The sequence below is a fragment of the Mucilaginibacter sp. P2_A5 genome, assembly GCF_056404995.1.
In genome coordinates this window covers 156804-175067 of record NZ_JBFUCY010000017.1, presented here as the reverse complement: position 1 = coordinate 175067, position 18264 = coordinate 156804, and the positions used below count along the sequence as shown (strand labels likewise).

Here is an 18264-nt window from a genome sequence, read left to right as displayed (position 1 = left end):
TTTAACCTCTGTTGGCATCTCATCTTTTCCTTTCGTGGCTTTTGATACTTCTAACATAGCCCGTTTACCCATCTCTTTCCTTTCCGCTATAACCCATCTTGATATTGCCGCACGGCTATATCCACTTTTCCTTGCCAATTTACGCATTGTCGTCCCACCTGCCAAGTATTCTATTACTACTTGCTCTTTCTCCGGTAATTTGTCCATTTTTTTGTCTTGATTGTGTAAACCCAGATCAGGACAAGTCAGGGTGCAAATCACACATGCTAATCGGCCTTGAAAATCTCAGACGCAGATCGACCTCGTGCAAATCACATACTCAAATTGGCTCTGAAAATCCTGAATGTCCTGCGGGAGACGCAATTATGCGTCTCTACAAAAAGACAATTTAAGATAATATAAAAATTCACTTTGCAACGCGCCATTATCCCATGCGTCTTATCTTCTGACTGATTTAACGTTATATCAGCCATTATCAGCAGGAATATGCCGTCTCCATTAAAATATTTGGCCCTCATTTTCTTCTTTCTATCCAATTGCGCACATGCGCAAACACATGCGTTGTTAGATTCGATGACCCACGCCATCGAAAAGCAGGAATACACCGGCATCCACAGCATCTTGATATCCAAAGGCGGCAAGCTGGCTTACGAGCATTATTTTAACGGTTACACGGCCGATTCGCTGCATGATTCCCGATCGGCGTTTAAATCGATAACCAGCCTGCTAATGGGCATTGCCATTGATAAAGGCTTTGTGAAAAATGTAGATCAAAAGGTTTATGCGTTTTTCCCTGAGTATAAATCATTCGCTAACAGTGATGCACGGAAACCGCTTATCACCATTAAAAACCTGTTAGAGATGCGGTCGGGTTTTGATTGTAATGAATGGGACGATGACGGGAAGGATTGCGAAACCGAAATGGAAGAAACCAAAGATTGGGTTAAGTTTTCCCTGGATTTGCCTATGAAAAATGATCCAGGTACAGTTTGGAGCTATACCTCCTGCGCCCCGATGATCATTAGTGGCATTATTAGTAAAGCCACGCATATGTCCATTATGGCCTTTGCCAAAAAATATTTGTTTGACCCATTGGCCATGAAAAATTACCGCTGGACAATTGACCCCGCCGGGCACGGCGCCACCGCCGGTTCTTTTTTCCTGCTGCCAAAGGATATGATTAAAATTGGGCTGTTGGTAAAGAACAATGGCGTTTGGCAGGGAAAACGGATAGTATCGGCACAATGGCTTAAGCAATCAACTACAGCCACTATTCCTATCCCCGGGTTTTCGTTTGTTAAATTCAGCAGGAGTAAAATAGCCAGTCCGCAGCCGGCTTATTACGGCTATTACTGGTATAACGAAAAGATAAAAACCGGGAATTATACTGAAGATGTTGTTTTTGCATCGGGCAATGGGGGGCAGTACATCATGATCATCAAAAACCTTGACCTGGTGGTGGTATTTACCCAGGGCAATTACAATAACTGGAAGGCCAAACGGGCTTTTGATTTGTTGGCGAAGTATATAATTCCGGGGTGTAAGTGAGTTTCCATATAATAGGATCGTGTTTAATCGTAAGCTGGTAGCCCCAACATCTTATCAACCCGCACAACCCGATATCCCCTGGCATTAATCTCTTTTAAAAAATCAGGCAGCATAGCCACGGTAACCGGGCACCTGTCGTGAAATAAAAAAATTGCCCCTGGTTTAATTTGGGAGGCTACCTTTTGCAAAAGCGCATCAGCATTGGTAGCCACGGTATCGTACGATCGTACATTCCAACCTATGGGCAAGTAATTCCCTTTAATAATCGCGTTTTTTAGGTTGGGGTTCATTACCCCGTAAGGTGGCCGGAATAGCCTTGTTTTTTTACCGATAATATTATACAAGTCGCTGTCCACCTGCTGCATTTCAGCAAGCATTTTTTTTGAGGGAAAAAGATCGAACAACGCAGCGTGTGTATAACTATGGTTGCCAATGATATGGCCTTCGGCATCCAGTTGCCTGATGATGGCTTCATTGCCTGCCAAACGTTCGCCAATGCAAAAAAAGGCGGCCTCTACGTGGGCGTCTTTTAAAATTTGTAAAACCTGCGGAGTCCCGTCGGGTACCGGGCCATCGTCAAAAGTGATGGCTATTATTTTATCGGTTGTTTTTGCAGCGCAATACATCGGCATAAAAAAACCGGAGTTTACAAAATAACAACCATAGGCAACAATAAGCGAGTACGCAAATATAATTGCCCCATAGGCCAGCCAGCTTACCCCATATATCTTATCGGCCCAAATGGTAAAACCCAACAGGATAATGAACGCGATATTGGTGTTTCTGAATGTTAGCACGCTGATAGCAACATTAACGAATGACAGGTGTTTTGGTAATGGTTATAAACCAATATTTTTTTAACTGGGGTAATAGGTTCTGTTCCCGGAATAGTGTTTGTTTTGATGATTTGGGTAGCGTACCATAACGCAAAAGCAGCTGATGTGGGGTACTCGCCGCATAGGTGTTTATACCTGGTAACATTGCAATAGTTAAATAGCGAATCCTCCAGGTAATCGTATACCGCGTCATTTTTGGCATCACCGTTATTGCCTGCTACTACCAGGCTAATATCGTACATGCTTAGGTTTTGTGCAGATAGAAATGTTTCAATTTGTTGTTCAACAGCTGCATGGCTGCCCGGTTTATAAAATGTGGTGACGGCATCCAGCTTAGCCACGTCATTTCCGGATGCTTCATTGGTCAGCAAAAAAAATGCCGAGCCTTCGCCTGCAATGGTGCCTTTTGAATTGGCATTATACAGATCAATGTTGGCGACCGGGCTTTGCTTGTATAAGCCAAACCGGCTTAGTATGCCGTGGCTGATGTCGGTAATCTCGTCGATGCCGCCTACCAGTACGTTTTTGGCTTCGCCCTCCAGCAGCAGCATCTGCGCATCAAGCAATGAGCATTCAAACGACGAGCCGCCGCTTACAAACGTGTTGTTGTAGTTATTGCAGTGCAGCAGCAAGGCTACCTGTGCGCCAATAGTATTATGGGTTGATTGGATGAACGATGTCGGGGTAAGCAATTCCTCGCCGCGCTCCACCATTTTACTTAAAAAAACACCGGTATCGTCCAGGCAGCCATAGGCGGTGCCGGCAATAATAGCGTCGGGGTTGGTTACGCCGGCATCCTGCAAACAGGCCATGGCCGATGCCACGCCCATTTTAATAACCCTGCTCATGCGCCGGATGAGTTTAGGGTCGATGATGTCTTTATAATCGGGCGTAATGCAGGCAAGGCGGTTACCTTCATGAACTACTACCTCATCCAGGAACGGAACGTTTCCGAATGTTTTTTGGGGCGATATGTTTCCTGTTGAACGTATATACATATCAGGCCTGCAATTTTGAAAATATTAATGACGAACAGTTACCCCCAAAACCAAAGGAGTTGGAAAGCACGTGGTTTAAATCTGCCTGTTGTGTAAAACTTGTTTCGGGTGTGAACGGATGATCGGCAATCTGGGTTTCAAATCGCAGGTTGGGGTAAATAAATCCTTGTTGCGCAGACAGCGCCGAAAACACAGCTTCGATACCCGCGCTTGCGCCCAGCGTATGCCCGGTGAATGATTTGGTCGAGCTCATTTTAGGGAAGTACGGATCAAACAATCGTTTAATCGCTGTCCCTTCGGAGTTATCATTGTTTTGGGTACCGGTACCGTGCAGGTTAACGTAGCCGATATCCTCCGGCTTTAACCCTGCCATTTTTAAAGCGCCCTCCATCGCCATAAAAGAGCCAGTGCCATCGGGCGATGAAGCGGTTTGATGGTAGGCGTCGTTGGCGTTACAGTAACCGCTCAAAGTACAATAAGGCGCTTTTTGCATCCCTGCCGCAACCCGTTCAGATACCAGGGTAATATACCCGGCACCCTCGCCAAGGTTTAAGCCACGGCGGTTGGCATCAAAGGGCTGGCAATACTGGTTGTCCAATATCATGAGCGTATTAAAGCCATTTAGCGTAAAGCGGGTAAGCGCATCAGTGCCGCCGGCTATAACTACATCAAGTATGTTGTTTTTAATAAGCCTTGCACCATACATAATGGCATTGGCCGATGATGAGCATGCCGTGCTGATAGTACTTATATAATTTTTTATGCCCAATTCATCGGCTACCAATTCGGTTACCTTGCCGCACTCGTGGTTAACTACATTGCGCAATTTACCTTTTGCAGGGTTGGACATAAATTGCACAAAAAAATCTTCGGTTTTATCCATTCCACCAACGGTGTTGGCCGATATTAAACCCGTGCGTAATGAGGCGAAATTTTGGATGCCCGCATCTTTTTTTGCTTCCCTGGCAGCGATGAGGCTTAGCATGGCTGTGCGGCTTATCCCTGGCCCAAAGCCTGATAATTGGGCCAATTCATCATTGCTCAATTTAACTTCGGCAACCGGGAAGGTGTCTTGATGAACGGTTTGCAGGTATTTAATTTTATCAATACCCGCGCGGTTGTTTTCAAGCGCGTTCAGGCATTCGGCGGTATTGTTGCCAATACCCGAAATTACACCTACACCAGCTACAAAAACAGTTTTGCTCATTACTATGTCATTTGCCGACTATTTAGCCGACAGGTAAATGTTATTTAAGTTTTCGGCACTAAACGGCGCCGATGTTGGGCTTGTATCCTTTTCTACCAGGTATAAAACTGCTTTGTAATCTTCCTGCAGCGCATCAACCCAGCCGCAAATGCAGGCCTGCAATATATTATTATTTAATAAATATGCCACGTACTGCTGTATAAACGCAGCATCAAAAGCCTCAAAAATAAAAAAAGCGTTTTCGCCCTTAAACTTGTTTTTAATGCTGATTTCGCCAATAACAATATTGGGTAAAGTATACACAAACAATGCCGGGCTGGCAATGGTTTTGGCCTGGTCGTAATATTTGATGTCGGCATCCAGGCTGGAATTGGAGTTTGCTAAAACGATACCAACTTCCTGCTCTTTATATTTTTCACTGATGCCGCTATCCTTCAACAATACTTCCGATGCCAGCAAACCCAATTTGGACAGGTTGTCCATTTTATAAAACTTAGGATATTTTACCTCTAAAAACTGGTAGGCTGAAAGTACAAATGCGCCAACATCTGCCCCCTTGTTTTCAAACACAGGTTTGCCAGTGCTGTAAACAACATTATTGCTGATGATGCAGTTGGATGTAATATGTAGTGTATCTGTCAATCCTTTTCTTTTTAATGCTTTTAGCTTTCTGCCTTAGGCTTTCAGCTCTTTCTCAGTACAATTGCCGCGTTGCAGCCCCCAAAACCCGATGCTGTTTTAAGGCATGCGGTTAGCGGTGTTTGTTGTAAAGCTTTAGCCACGTTGAGTGGCTGGGTAACCCCCAACTCATTAAATCCCCTGGTGGGAATAATGGTGTTGTGCTTTAAGGAATGGGCTGCTATTATCGCCTCGATAAGCCCCGAAGCGCCAAGCGTATGCCCGTAATATCCTTTTAAGCTATTCACAGGAATATCCTGCATGCCGGCCAGGTTTATGGCTTTGGCCTCCATCTCATCGTTATAAATGGTAGCCGTGCCATGGGCCGATATAAAACCGATGGCTTCCGGTTCAACCCCTGCGCTTTTTAACGCTGAGTTAATGGCGTCAAAAAGTTCTTCGCCGGTTTTTGACGGTCCCGAAATATGGTTGGCATCGTTACTAACCGAGCCGCCCGCCAGTTGAATGTTTCCTTTTTTTTGTTGATTTGATGATAGGATAACCGTAGCCGCGCCCTCGCCTAAATTAATACCATCTCGATTTAAATCAAAGGGCTTGCAAGGTTGAGAGCTAATAGCCTGAAACGATTGGAAACCCGATAGCACAAACCTGGTGATCACATCGCCGCCAACCACAACTGCATTATCATACTGTCCGGCCTGGATCAAACGCATCCCGGTGATCATGGCCATTAAGCCCGAGATACAGGCATGCGAAACTATCAGCGGCTTATTTACGAAACCAAACCTTTCGGCAACTAATTTGGCCGATGTTGGCAGCGCAATGCGATGGTTTAGGTCCAGGTTCCCGGCATCCGTTTCCAGCATGCTGATATTGCCCTTGGTGGTGGATATAATAAGCGCTGTTTTTTTATCTGTACTATCTACCCCGCTATCTTTTAAGGCGTCGGTGATGGATGCTATCAGCAATTGTTCAAATTTGGTGTATATACCCGGGTCTGTTAAAAACTCACGGTCATCGCTAAACAATGAAGCGTAAAAGGGAACCGCCGATTTATCGCCTGCCGGATGCTCTTTAATTCCTGAAATATTCCGGGTAAGCCCATCAAAATTTTCGGCAGAGGTATTGCCTATGGGCGACAGGATATTATCGGCTACGATAAAAACGGGCTTCATCACTTACAAACGCTTCCTCTCATTACTTGTTTTATTGCCAAAAGTTATAGTAGTTGTACCATTGCTCGGGATACTTTTTCACATGTTTTTCCATCTCGCCCACAAAATCGTTGGTCATTTGCTCCATCCCGGCTTCTTTGCCCAAATGTAAATATTCCTTAATTGTGCTGGCATAAAAATGATAATGAAACTTAGTTTCCTTCATGGCAAAAACGTAGGTCACCGGCACTTTAAACCGGGCGGCCATTATAAATGGTCCTATGGGAAACTTAGCATCCTGGCCCAGGAATTTTTTGGTGATGGTTTTATTACCCTCCAGGTACCGGTCGGCATGCATGCACACCAGCTCGTTATTCTGAAAAGCTTCGTTGATTTTGAAAATGTGCGAGATATCGTCTTTAATTACAATGATATTAACGCTCAGCTTGCCGGTAACCCGTTCCATAAAGGCTTTTATCTGCTGGTCTTCACCATCGTACATCACTATATTAATGCGGGTATTAATTTGCTTCAGCAAATCGCCGGCAATTTCCCAGCTGCCAATGTGCGCGCTTAAAAGCAGGCCGCCCTTGCCCATTGCCGCAATTTGGTTCAGGTTACTGCGGCCATCAAACTCAAAGGTGAATTTGTTGCGGATGCCCGACATGACCACTACCTTATCAATAATGCTTTGGCCAAAAATGAAATAGTTTTGGTAAACTTTAAACAGCGCTTTAACACGCCCGTAATCCAGGCGCTTATGGAAGTAGTAGTAAATACTTTTTGACGACTGGTACGAGAAAACTACATAGTAAAACGATACAAACCGTAACAAAAAATAAGCGGGACTAACCCCGCCATATTTTAAAATAGCCAGAAATACCGAATATCCCCAGGGTTTCCCTTTTGATTTTCCTTTCCAGGACGACATTTAAACAAGCTCCTTCGGCTGTACTTTAGTTGCTACGTAATCGTAAAAATCCTGGAAGGTAACAATGCCGGTAAAATCTTCGGGCTGCACCTTAAACGCGAAATTGGTTTCAATAACAACCACCAGGTCAATATAGTCAAGGCTATCTAAACCAAGTGTATCTTTTAAAACAGCATCGGGTGTAATGGTATCAACATCTACCTCAAATTCTTCAGACAGGAAGGAATTTATTTTTGCAATGATCTCTTCAGTTTGCATAATGGTTTAAATTAATTAGCTAACATTTTGGATGAATCAGGGCGACACCCAAGTGTTGTGTAATAGGTTGTAAAAGTTTTTAAATATGTTATTTATTTAGTGTACACGGATATGCCTGTTAAAGGGCATTTCAAAAATAAAATAATTGTTGGTGTTTATAAAGAACGATTTAGGTTGTTACATTCATTGTTACGTTGGCTTAACCGGCGGCCTTAAACTTATTCCTGCACTGTATGCACTCCCCTTCTCCGCCAATCCCTACATTTAGGAAAAAATAATAACGCTTAATTAATAAAATTAATTAAAGAATTTCACAAAAATACAAAATAATAAAAACATTTACCCATCTTTTGTGTATCGGAACAATAAAATATTTTAAATGCCGAATCCGTTGACCATCCACGCTATACATCGTAAATCCATAAATTTCATCAATTTTAAAGCGATTGCCCGGGCCTTCTTAAATATATCGCCCAAATCACAAACCAAATATTATTTTTGTAGATGACGAGCGAACCTGCAAAAAGGTTACGGCGTTTAAAAACAACTTAAACTTATAAAAACTGATTGATGGTTGCCGGTGTTGGGATAGATATGATAGAGATTGACCGCGTGGCCGTCAAGATGGAAAAGGGCAGCGGCTTTCGCGAGCTGGTGTTTTCGGAAAATGAAATAGCTTATTGCGAACATAAAGCCGATAAGTACCAGCACTATGCAGCACGCTTTGCCGCCAAAGAAGCCTTTTTTAAGGCATTGGGCACAGGCTGGTTAAACGGCACGGCTTTTAATGAAGTGGAGATTAGTAACAATGCCGATGGAAAACCCGAACTTACACTGATTGGCAAAACCGGCGAATTATTAAATGGTGAAGGCCCAATGAAAATTTCCGTATCATTAACCCATCTTAAAACCATCGCATCGGCTATTGTAATTATCGAAAAGTGACAGATCAACCCACATTTATATCGCAGGAACAAATAGTGACCATGCAGGAACAAAAACTGCAGGAATTGCTGGCCTATCTTAACATTCATTCGCCTTTTTATAAGGAGTTGTTTGATGCAAACAACATCAACATTGATGATATTAAAACGCTGGATGACCTTAAACTGATCCCTACAACGGTAAAAGAAGACCTGCAAAAGCGCAATGACGATTTTTTTTGTGTTAACCGCGGCCAGATCATCGAATACAGCTCAACATCGGGCACATTGGGCAGCCCGGTTACGGTTGCCCTTACCGAGAATGACCTTTTACGGCTAACCTATAACGAATATAGCTCCTTTACCTGTGCCGATGGCAGGCCCGATGACGTATACCAGTTGATGCTCACGCTCGACAGGCAGTTTATGGCCGGGCTGGCTTACTATTCAGGCATCCGCAAAATAGGGGCGGGCATTATTCGCCTGGGCCCCGGGGTGCCATCATTACAGTGGGAAACCATTTTGCGGTTGAAACCTACAGCTATTGTTGCCGTGCCATCGTTTATTTACAAGCTTATTCAATACGCGCAGGAGCATGGCATCGATATCAATTCAAGTTCGGTAAAAAAGGCGGTTTGCATTGGCGAGAATATCCGCAATACTGATTTTTCGCTCAATATTCTTGGCAAAAAAATTACCGATGCCTGGGATATCAAGCTATACTCTACCTATGCATCAACCGAAATGCAAACGGCGTTCACCGAATGCGGGTACGGTAAAGGTGGCCATCATCAGCCCGAATTACTGATAGTGGAGCTGCTTGATGAAAATAACCAGCAGGTAGCCCCCGGCGAACCCGGTGAAGTAACCATTACCACACTGGGCGTTGAAGGTATGCCGTTGCTGCGCTATAAAACCGGCGATATTTGCTTGTATGATGATAAACCGTGTGAATGTGGACGAACCACCTTACGTTTATCGCCGGTTATTGGCCGCAAAAAGCAGATGATTAAATTCAAGGGCACCACACTTTACCCGCCTTCGCTTTTTGATTTGCTGAATGGGATGGAAGAGATATTGGATTTTGTAGCCGAAGTTTACTCCAACGAGATTGGTATGGACGAAGTGCTGCTGCATATCCTGCCGGTAAACTATACCGACGAATGCGACCGGAAGATCCGCGCCAATTTACAGGCAAGGTTAAGGGTAAGCCCGCATGTTACCTATGTGCAATATGATGAGATCCAGAAAATGCAGTACAAGGAATCGGGCCGCAAACCGTTTAAATTTATCGATCGCCGGAAATAAAAGCGTCTTCGGGCAGTTCATCCGGCAACTCTTCTTCCGATGGCGATTTACCAAAGATCTTGTCCAGCAGGTTTAATATAGGCACAGTCATGAACGTGGTTATCAGCGCCATGATTACTAATATGGCAAATATCTCTTTGTTTAGCACACCAAGGTCGTAACCAATATTCAGTACAATCAACTCAACCAGGCCGCGGGTGTTCATTAAGGCCCCTATGGATAGGCTGTCTTTCCAGCTTTGGCCCACAAATTTGGCTGCCGATGCGCTGCCCACAAATTTGCCGGTAACGGCAACCAGTATGGTTACGGCGCACACGCCCCAGAGGTATGCATCATTTAGTAAGCCAATCTGCGTACGCAGCCCGGTAAAAACAAAAAACAAAGGCAGTAATAAAAACAAGGCTACATCTTTTATGCGCTCCACAAACACTCCCCGGAAGGTAATGTTATCGGGCATTACAATACCGGCCATAAATGCGCCAAACAGCGCGTGGATGCCTATACTTTCGGTGGCGTATGAGGAAATAATCAAGGTTAAAAAAAACAGGGCTACCGGCATACCCACGTAACCCGGCCTGATGTTGCGGCTGTAGATGTATTTTAAAAGCGGTTTTACGCCCTTCAGCATAATTATTACATAGGCTATGGCCATGAGGGCCGTATAAACAAAACTCATTACAGAGCCCGCCTTAACCACTGCTATTACAATCGTAAGCAAGCACCACGCGGTAATATCATCGGCAGCGGCGCAGGTAATTACCAAAGCGCCAAGGCGTGTTTTGTTAATGCCCCGTTCCTGGCAAATGCGTGCCAAAACCGGGAACGCAGTAATACTCATGGAAATACCCATAAACAAACCAAACGAAAAAAATGGCACCCCGGCAGGGGCCAGCGACCGATAGATAAAATAAGCCAGCCCGATGCCCAATGTAAACGGGATTATAATACTGGCATGGCTAATGACAATGGCATCCTTGCTTTTGCTTTTAATGGCCCGCAAATCAAGTTCCATGCCTATCACAAACATGAATATGATTAAACCAATCTGGCTTAAAAATTGTAACGATCCTAATGATTGGGCCGGGAAAATAGCATGCGAAAATGCCGGAAAAAACCGGCCTACAAGTGACGGGCCTAAAGCTATACCTGCAAAAATTTCGCCTATTACGCGTGGCTGACCCATTTTTTTGCACAGCCATCCTGCTATATTGCCCGCTATAATAATAACCGCTATCTGCGACAGTAACGTAGCCAGCGGCCCGGTTAAGTTTTTTATCAATCCATCGGCAAACTGATGTGCCGAACTTTTGCTGCTTGCCGCCAGTTTTATTATGTGGCGGCCTTTTTCAAGTTCGCTGCCGGCTGTTAATGCCAGGTAAATTAAAAAGGAAAACCCGCCAATAAGGAGGATATAAAAAAATATGTTCCTGAATTTCTTCATTTTTTAAATACGCCTTTAAATTTAAAAAAAACGGAGGCCTCATGCTGAATCAGGGCATCTACCTTTAACGTGCCATCATCGGCAGTGGTATACGTTACCTGCATATCGGCGGTGCTATTTGCCTGTGGGTTTAATATGGCCAAAAACTTCATATCGCCGGCTTTAAGCAGTTTTGTTTTGGTGCCAACGATGTTTTCCAGCACCTCTTTTACCATTTGCATCATACAAACCCCCGGCACAACCGGCTGGCCAGGAAAATGGCCTTCAAAAATCTGGTGGCCCGCGTTAAGGGTAATAGTAGTTTTTGACGTATTACCATCGGTTTGCGGCGGGGTAAACTGAAAAAAAGATTCCTGGAGCATACGTTTTTAGCTTAAAGCTGAAGGCCTAAAGCTCAAAGCTTTTTTGCTTTAAGCCCTGGGCTTTGTGCTTTTTATATTATCAATATTTTAACTCAAGCATACAGCTTTGGGCTTTCCGCCTTCGGCTTTCAGCTTATCGTTCTATTTTTTTTAAACCGATGGTAAATTTAAAATTTTTATGGTCGATACCTATAGTATCGGGAATGCCATTTTTGTAATTGGCCATGGTGGCAACGGCAACCGGTTTTATTTTGGATGATTTTTCCATCCGCAAAAGCGTGTCGCCGGCGATGTTGGTGATATAATAGTTGGCGCCTTTTTCCTGCGGAAGCACGTAATACAAATGAGTACTATCCTTAAGCATATAATGCTCACGGCTGCCCTCCTGCCTCATAAGTATCAAGTCAAAATCCTTTCTTAACGTTTTAATTACAGCGCCTCTATCCATTTGCGGAATGATGGAGTATACCTTAAAGCTGCCATCATTCAAAAACGCGAAATCGAAGAATTTTACGCCCATCTCGTTGGAAAACACAATGCGCGTGCTACTATCCGGCATTACCTTCATCAGCAGCAGGCCGCTTAAGTGATGGGTTGTTACATTGATTTCGGCATTATAAAGCACAACCGAAAATTGGGGGCGAAACCGGTAGATATGATCAAAATTACCTGTAGCCGGCTTCAGGTTTTTGTAAACCGAAGTACAGCCGGCCAGTGTAGCCAGGCAACTACTTAGCAGCAAAAAGCGCGTCAGGCAGGTTTGCATTGATCTCTTTATTTATAAAGTGAATGGTGGTATTATCGCCCGATGGCTCCTGCATATCAATATTGCTTACCGAGTTGTCTTTTTTATCAACCGAGATATTGATCGATTTAAAAAAATCTTTTATCCCTTTTGATAACGGTGATAGTTCTACCAGGTAGCTTCCCTTGTTTTCAAACACCTTTACTTTAAAATCGGGGTTGCTTAGGATAGATCCCTGCACACAATCGATAATAATCTTATTAATTTGCCGGAAGAGTTTGTTGGATTTGGTATTGATTTTATTTTCCTTCTGCTCATCCTTTACCAAAATATTGTCTTTGTTGATGATCATCAGGTATTTAGATGGTTGTGTATATTCCATCCGCACCATATTGTCCTTTTTAAACCAGAATTTTCCTTTGGATGTGATCTTTTCTGACAGCATGCTCAGGTTTTTCTCCTGCACAAAATCACTTTTAATGCTGGTTGTTTTTTGAGCGGTAGCCATAAACTGCTCTTTAAATTTCGAAAGATCGGCAAGCGGGGTGTAGCCGGCATGCTGCGCTTTGGCAGCGAAAACAGCGGCAAGCAGGGAGATTGTAAGTATTATTTTATGGCGTTTCACAGTTGGAATCGATTTATTTAGATAGACGTGGATCAGGTGAAAAGGTTTGATCAAAGGCATTCCTTTGTGTCATTGCGAGGAACGAAGCAATCGCGAACTATGTATGGCTGATCTGAACAGTCCGCGATTGCCACGCTATCGCTCGCAATGACATGTTGGATTCCAGACTTACGAAGTTTTTAAAACTTCGTAAGTCTTCGGTCAACTCCCTGTCATCCAGAGGAATGAAGGATCTGCCCGCCGTGCATACCGATAGAAAAGTTTGCGAATAGATGCTTCGTACCTCAGCATGACAGGATTATATATAGCTGTCTTAATTCTTGACTCTAACCTCTTGACTCTACTCCCTAAGCTGCTTGGTTGGCTGTAATATACTCGGCCATGGTACGTACTGATTGAAACACTTTGGGGCCGTCCTCGGCTTTTGAAAGTTTAATTTTATAGATAGTTTGCATTAAAACTATCAGTTCCAGGGCGTCTATCGAATCCAGCCCCAATCCATCGGCAAACAACGATTCATCGTCGCCGATATCGGCAGGTTTAAGGTCTTGCAGGTTTAACTGATCTATGATCTGTTCTTTCAGATCATTCATTAATTTGTCCATTTTTTATAACTATACAGATGAGTTAATTTGCTCACCTAACTTAATAATTCGTGCTAATTTTTTAATAGCCGTATCATGATTTTTAACATACGGGTTGTCTTGGTCCCACACATACCCGGCCAAAACAGAACAGATCTGGTTTTTAATCTCGGGAACAAAAGTGCCCGAAAAAAAGATGGTATCAAGCGTACCCTCGTACCAGGCATTTACATACGACCGGAAAACATCCACGCCCTGCATTACCTTTTCGGTATATTCGGTTTCCCAGTCAATGTCTTCGCCGTTAAGCTTGCGAATAACCAATTTGGCTGCATTTTGGCTTGATACCGTCGCCAGGGTAACGCCCGATGAGAAGATAGGATCTAAAAACTCGGTTACATTACCTGTAAGCACAAAGCCTTCGCCATGAAAAGTATCGGTGGTGCTGCTCCAGGCTTGCAATATTTTAGGGTCGAAAACAAATTCAACATCCTTAAACCTTTCGCTCAGGTACGGCTCGCTGGCAATAAGGCTGCGGAGTTTGGCTTCATCATCTGCCCCTTCGTATCCGGCAAAAAAGTCGGGATTACCAACAAAGCCCAATGAAGTAACACCGCTTGAAAAAGGGATTATCCAAACCCAAACCCCAGGCTTGTGCACTACAATGGTGATGCGGTTAGGCTCTTCAAACAAATCGCGTTTTACATCTTTTGTGTGTGCAAATAAAGCCTTGCGCTGCGGCATATTTGATGGTTTATCCAGGTTAAATAGTTTTGGAATAACCCGGCCGTAGCCGCTGCCATCAATAATAAAACGGGCCTCGATTTGTGTTTGGTTACCTTCAACATCTTCAACAGTTGTCACCGAATCAGATCCCTTAAATTTGATATCGGTAACCGTAGTTTCATAGTGTACCGGGATACCCATGGTTTCGCAGGTATCGGCCAGGGTTTTATCAAACTCAGCGCGGGGTACCTGCCATGTCCAGTTCCAGCCGTCAGTAAACTGATCTGAAAAGAAGTAATCGCAGACAACGCCGTTTTTTACAAACTTGGCGCCATACTTTTGCTGAAATCCTTTTGCTGCCACAGCTTCAACAAAACCGGCATCGGTTAATGCCTCCATACAACGGGGCAGCAGGCTCTCGCCAATTACAAAACGCGGAAATTTTTGCTTTTCGACAATTTTAACTTTAAACCCTGCTTTATTCACAATAGAAGCAGCCACCGTACCCGCCGGGCCGGCGCCAATAACCAACACATCAACTTTTTCTGTATTCATCAATTTAACTCTTTTGTGTCTTTTTAAGTTCTGAGTCTTGAGTTCTGAGTTCTGAGCCGGTTTGCCAAATTTATGACTTAGAACTCAAGACTCAGAACTCAATACTACTCCATCGAATATTTCTTCTTCCATTCTTCAAAAAACACCGGATTGGTTAATTGAAGCATAAAATTATCGCGCTGTAAAAATACCTGTACGGTTGAGCCTGTAACCACAACCTCGCCGGTTGCCGCGTTTAACAGGCGATAGTTAAAGTTTAACCGTGCTGCTTCGCTGGGCACGTACTCGGTTTCAATAATTACATTGTCGCCGTAACGCAAAACCTGTTTGTATTTGCAATCAATGCTTACAATAGGGGTTACGTATTGGTTATTATAAACTGTCAGGTAGTCAATACCGTATGCTTTCCCAAAAGCCTCCCTGCCATCTTCAAAATAGCGTACATAGTGCCCGTGCCACACAATGCCCAGCGAATCAACTTCGCTAAACTTCACACTTATCTCGGTGGCATGTATCAGTGTTTTTTGCAAATTCCTGTTTTTTTCACCGGCAAAAATTCACCGGCAATATTTCTAAAAAGACCAATTTGTGCCTTGCTAAGTCAATAGTCTTAAGTTCTAAGTCGAAAAAGAAAAAATTCAACTTTCGACTTAGAACTTTGGACTATATCGTTCACACCAATTTGTCTGGTCTATAATTTATTTCCAACTGTTATAGTCAGATTTTACATCTTTCATCACGTTTAAAAACGCTTTTGCCCAATAGTTTTTAAGGCCGAAACCGCCTGGCTTGCCTTCGTAATATTTGGTAAGCAACACTGTTTTTGTTTTCATATCAACAAAGGTTATCCAAACACCGGCTTTATCAAGGCCTTTGTTCATGCCGCTAACAAAAAATATATAGCCAATGCCTTCCTTGTTCTGGAAATCATAACCTTTTACAATAGCCGTGATTTTTGCCTCATCTAACAATTTAAAGTCGCTTGGGTTGTCTGTGTAAAGTTTATCAAACTTTGCTTTGGCGTTTGATGACTTAGCTACATCAAGCGCATAATCAACAGAGCTGTGGTGGATTGATTCGGCTACATCATATTTTTTTTGCTCGGTAACAAACAGGCGGTTCCATCCTACGGTATAGTCGTCTCTGAATTCCTCCGGCGTTATATCGTCTTTTTTTCCGATGCCCATTACCTTGGCTTCGGCCGTGCCAATAAACCTTGTTTGTGTAAAATCAAGGCCCAGCCAGGTAATTTTAGCACTGCCCGAAAAAATATCGGCTTTGGTACTTTGGGCTACAGCGGGTAAGCTGCTTACAACTGTTAGTAAAAAGGCTATCAGCCAGGTGTTTTTTGTAGGTTTCATTTTGTAGATTTAATTTATTTATTGTTGAATTATAAATACTTTCATCTGGCACTGCGCCAATGTTTCTTCCCCACGTTTTACTTTTCCCGATATCAGTGTTACATCAAATATTTGATTATCAATGATAATTTCCGTTTCTAAGATATCATTTATTTTAGGCAAAGAAAACACTTCGAGGTTTTTAATAGCGCCGATATAACCTATGGCGTCGGCTTTATCACTGTTTTGGGCCAAGTATCCGGCACGGGCGGCGGCGGTTTGCGCTATGTTTTCAACAAGTCCTCCCGCACTAAATTCGCCATCCTCAACCAGCACGTTATCTGCTTTTATACAAAATTGAGTGCGGCTGCTTTTCTCATCCGTCCAGGTCAAATGATCTATCATCACAAAAGGAAATTTTTGCGGGATAAGGTCGGGTGTATTGGCTGGTGGAGTAAACATATCTGCAGGTTTAATAGGTTTTAACGGTAGTTCAGGTAAAATTAGTAAAAGGTTTCGCGGGTTTGGATCTCCGGTACGGCCCAATTATTATACCAATTCCCCGGCGTTCACCTTGGTACTAACATATTCGTAAAAATCCTGGAAAGTTACTATGCCAACAAAATCTTCTGGCTGTACCTTAAAATTGAAATTGCTTTCAATTACAACAACCAGATCGATATAATCCAGGCTGTCCAGCTCAAGGGTGTCTTTCAGGATGGCTTCCGGCGATATTTTCGCCACGTCGATTTCAAATTCTTCTGCTAAAAAAGCATTGGTTTTTTCTATAATTTCTGAGAACTGCATAAGGGGTAGGTTAATCAATATTTTTTAATAATCAGTGACGAATTTGTTCCGCCAAAGCCAAAAGAGTTCGACAAAAATACGTCAAAATCTTTCTCGATGGTGGTAGTAGCGATGTTTAACTTAGCCGAATCCTCGTCGGGAGTTTCGAAGTTAATATTTGGTGCAATAAACGAGTTTTGCATCATCAGCATAGAGTATACAATCTCGCTTGCACCGGCCATCCAGCACTCATGGCCTGTCATGGATTTGGTTGAGCTTACCAGCGGCTTGCTCGATCCAAAAACCTCGTGAATAGCTTTAGCCTCGCTGGCATCACCCGCAGGGGTTGATGTAGCATGGGCGTTTATGTAATCAATATCGGCGGCATTCATGCCCGCATCCCTCAAGGCCATGGCCAATGAGCGTACCGGGCCGCCAACGGTAGGGTTGGATATGTGGCCGCCATTTGAGGAAAACCCGTAGCCAATAACCTCGCCCAAAATGGTTGCGCCGCGGCGTTGCGCCGATTCTAAACTTTCTAAAATTACGGTAGCCGCGCCGCCGCTTGGTACCAGGCCATCCCGGCTTTTATCAAAGGGGCGAGATGCTTTTGTTGGCGTACTTTCTAATGTGGAGAATGCCGAAAGCGCATCGAAACTGCCCATTGAAAAATGGTTAAGCTCCTGGGCGCCGCCACAGATAATACCTTCCTGTAAGCCGCTTTTGATAAGGTGATACCCTAAGCCAATAGCGTGTGAGCCGCTTGCGCAGGCCGCGCTAACAGTAAGATTGATGCCTTTTAATTTGAATATGGTAGCCAGGTTCATGCTCACGGTGGAGTTCATGGTTTGAAAAACCGCTCCTGAGCCTACCAGCATAGTGTCTTTTTTTACGCGGATGATATCGGTACAATCAATAACCGGCTTGGCCGAACTATCGTTGCCGTAAAGGATGCCAATTTCGTTCTGATCAAGGTAATCCATATCAATGCCAGCCTGGGCCAATGCCTCAATGGTGGCCATATAGGCATACTCGCCTTGTTCGGGCAGCATGATGCGTGAGCGCCTGTCGAGTTTTTCTTTCAGGTTAGGCCTGTCAACAAAGCCGGTTAAGCCCGAGCGGTAGCCAAACTCTTTACGCATAGAATCGAGCAAAATACCCGATTTGCCGTGGAAAAGCGAGTCTCTCACCTCATCCTGGGTTTTCCCAATGCACGAGTAAATCCCCATCCCTGTAATCACAACTCTATTCATAACGCAATACCGGCTTAGTCATTTAACAATTCCCTTAAAACTAAA

General features: G+C 43.7%; 22 protein-coding genes. 3 read left to right on the top strand and 19 right to left on the bottom strand.

The genetic code is table 11. The annotated features are described in order from the left end of the window. On the bottom strand, positions 1-207 hold a 207-nt coding region (locus tag AC1DXF_RS16800), incomplete at its 3' end, for a helix-turn-helix domain-containing protein (RefSeq protein ID WP_477449880.1). A 279-nt stretch (positions 208-486) separates the two neighbouring features. On the opposite strand from AC1DXF_RS16800, the gene AC1DXF_RS16795 reads away from it, so the two are divergent. Continuing rightward, on the top strand, positions 487-1548 hold the full coding sequence (locus AC1DXF_RS16795) for a serine hydrolase domain-containing protein (RefSeq protein WP_477449879.1): 1062 nt from the start codon (positions 487-489) through the stop codon (positions 1546-1548). 23 nt (positions 1549-1571) lie between these two features. On the opposite strand, the gene AC1DXF_RS16790 is transcribed toward AC1DXF_RS16795, so the two are convergent. Genes AC1DXF_RS16790 through AC1DXF_RS16760 form a run of 7 tightly spaced genes read right to left on the bottom strand, consistent with a single transcriptional unit; the run spans position 1572 to position 7571 of the window. Then, positions 1572-2345: a polysaccharide deacetylase family protein gene (locus AC1DXF_RS16790; protein WP_477449878.1), complete on the bottom strand. Its 774-nt coding sequence runs from the start codon at positions 2343-2345 to the stop codon at positions 1572-1574. Further along, positions 2339-3382 (bottom strand): beta-ketoacyl synthase N-terminal-like domain-containing protein, encoded by a 1044-nt coding sequence (locus AC1DXF_RS16785; protein ID WP_477449877.1) that lies wholly within the window; start codon positions 3380-3382, stop codon positions 2339-2341. The genes AC1DXF_RS16790 and AC1DXF_RS16785 overlap by 7 nt, the downstream gene beginning before the upstream one ends. 1 nt (position 3383) lies before the next feature. Continuing rightward, complete coding sequence (locus AC1DXF_RS16780; protein WP_477449876.1) at positions 3384-4589, bottom strand: beta-ketoacyl-[acyl-carrier-protein] synthase family protein; 1206 nt, start codon at positions 4587-4589, stop codon at positions 3384-3386. Between the two features lie 18 nt (positions 4590-4607). Continuing rightward, positions 4608-5231, bottom strand: a complete 624-nt coding sequence (locus AC1DXF_RS16775) for a beta-ketoacyl synthase N-terminal-like domain-containing protein (RefSeq protein ID WP_477449875.1) — start codon at positions 5229-5231, stop codon at positions 4608-4610. 41 nt (positions 5232-5272) lie between these two features. Then, the gene (locus AC1DXF_RS16770; protein ID WP_477449874.1) at positions 5273-6403 is read right to left on the bottom strand and encodes a beta-ketoacyl synthase N-terminal-like domain-containing protein; all 1131 of its coding nucleotides are present in this window, start codon (positions 6401-6403) and stop codon (positions 5273-5275) included. A gap of 31 nt (positions 6404-6434) precedes the next feature. Next, entirely contained in the window at positions 6435-7313 is an 879-nt protein-coding gene (locus tag AC1DXF_RS16765; RefSeq protein ID WP_477449873.1) for an LpxL/LpxP family acyltransferase, read from the bottom strand. Then, on the bottom strand, positions 7314-7571 hold the full coding sequence (locus AC1DXF_RS16760; protein WP_147053885.1) for an acyl carrier protein: 258 nt from the start codon (positions 7569-7571) through the stop codon (positions 7314-7316). A 570-nt stretch (positions 7572-8141) separates the two neighbouring features. Here AC1DXF_RS16760 and acpS point away from each other — a divergent pair. Together acpS and flxY are read left to right on the top strand one after the other, a co-directional pair. Continuing rightward, positions 8142-8516, top strand: coding sequence for a holo-ACP synthase (gene acpS / locus AC1DXF_RS16755; RefSeq protein WP_477449872.1), 375 nt, complete (start codon positions 8142-8144; stop codon positions 8514-8516). Continuing rightward, the gene (flxY, locus tag AC1DXF_RS16750) at positions 8513-9802 is read left to right on the top strand and encodes a flexirubin biosynthesis putative acyl-CoA ligase FlxY (RefSeq protein WP_477449871.1); all 1290 of its coding nucleotides are present in this window, start codon (positions 8513-8515) and stop codon (positions 9800-9802) included. Before acpS ends, flxY begins: the two co-directional genes overlap by 4 nt. On the opposite strand, the gene AC1DXF_RS16745 is transcribed toward flxY, so the two are convergent. From AC1DXF_RS16745 to AC1DXF_RS16695, 11 genes are all read right to left on the bottom strand, one after another. Beyond that, a complete protein-coding gene (locus tag AC1DXF_RS16745) occupies positions 9783-11243 on the bottom strand; it encodes a cation:proton antiporter domain-containing protein (protein ID WP_477449870.1) in 1461 nt (486 codons plus the stop codon). The two genes, flxY and AC1DXF_RS16745, sit on opposite strands and share 20 nt — an antisense overlap. Continuing rightward, positions 11240-11605 (bottom strand): ApeI family dehydratase, encoded by a 366-nt coding sequence (locus tag AC1DXF_RS16740; protein ID WP_477449869.1) that lies wholly within the window; start codon positions 11603-11605, stop codon positions 11240-11242. The genes AC1DXF_RS16745 and AC1DXF_RS16740 overlap by 4 nt, the downstream gene beginning before the upstream one ends. Positions 11606-11738: 133 nt before the next feature. Beyond that, positions 11739-12371 (bottom strand): flexirubin biosynthesis protein LolB2, encoded by a 633-nt coding sequence (gene lolB2, locus AC1DXF_RS16735; protein WP_477449868.1) that lies wholly within the window; start codon positions 12369-12371, stop codon positions 11739-11741. After that, positions 12334-12975 (bottom strand): flexirubin biosynthesis/transport protein LolA2, encoded by a 642-nt coding sequence (gene lolA2, locus AC1DXF_RS16730; protein WP_477449867.1) that lies wholly within the window; start codon positions 12973-12975, stop codon positions 12334-12336. The genes lolB2 and lolA2 overlap by 38 nt, the downstream gene beginning before the upstream one ends. Positions 12976-13322: 347 nt before the next feature. After that, a complete protein-coding gene (locus AC1DXF_RS16725) occupies positions 13323-13580 on the bottom strand; it encodes a phosphopantetheine-binding protein (RefSeq protein ID WP_477449866.1) in 258 nt (85 codons plus the stop codon). 9 nt (positions 13581-13589) lie between these two features. Continuing rightward, positions 13590-14840: an NAD(P)/FAD-dependent oxidoreductase gene (locus AC1DXF_RS16720; RefSeq protein ID WP_477449865.1), complete on the bottom strand. Its 1251-nt coding sequence runs from the start codon at positions 14838-14840 to the stop codon at positions 13590-13592. 104 nt (positions 14841-14944) lie between these two features. Beyond that, complete coding sequence (locus AC1DXF_RS16715; RefSeq protein WP_477449864.1) at positions 14945-15370, bottom strand: acyl-CoA thioesterase; 426 nt, start codon at positions 15368-15370, stop codon at positions 14945-14947. Between the two features lie 168 nt (positions 15371-15538). Beyond that, the gene (locus AC1DXF_RS16710) at positions 15539-16201 is read right to left on the bottom strand and encodes a hypothetical protein (protein WP_477449863.1); all 663 of its coding nucleotides are present in this window, start codon (positions 16199-16201) and stop codon (positions 15539-15541) included. Between the two features lie 18 nt (positions 16202-16219). Further along, positions 16220-16642 (bottom strand): hotdog family protein, encoded by a 423-nt coding sequence (locus AC1DXF_RS16705; RefSeq protein ID WP_477449862.1) that lies wholly within the window; start codon positions 16640-16642, stop codon positions 16220-16222. A gap of 87 nt (positions 16643-16729) precedes the next feature. Then, positions 16730-16987: a phosphopantetheine-binding protein gene (locus tag AC1DXF_RS16700; RefSeq protein WP_477449861.1), complete on the bottom strand. Its 258-nt coding sequence runs from the start codon at positions 16985-16987 to the stop codon at positions 16730-16732. A gap of 14 nt (positions 16988-17001) precedes the next feature. Continuing rightward, the gene (locus tag AC1DXF_RS16695) at positions 17002-18219 is read right to left on the bottom strand and encodes a beta-ketoacyl-[acyl-carrier-protein] synthase family protein (protein WP_477449860.1); all 1218 of its coding nucleotides are present in this window, start codon (positions 18217-18219) and stop codon (positions 17002-17004) included. Between the last annotated feature and the right edge of the window lie 45 nt (positions 18220-18264).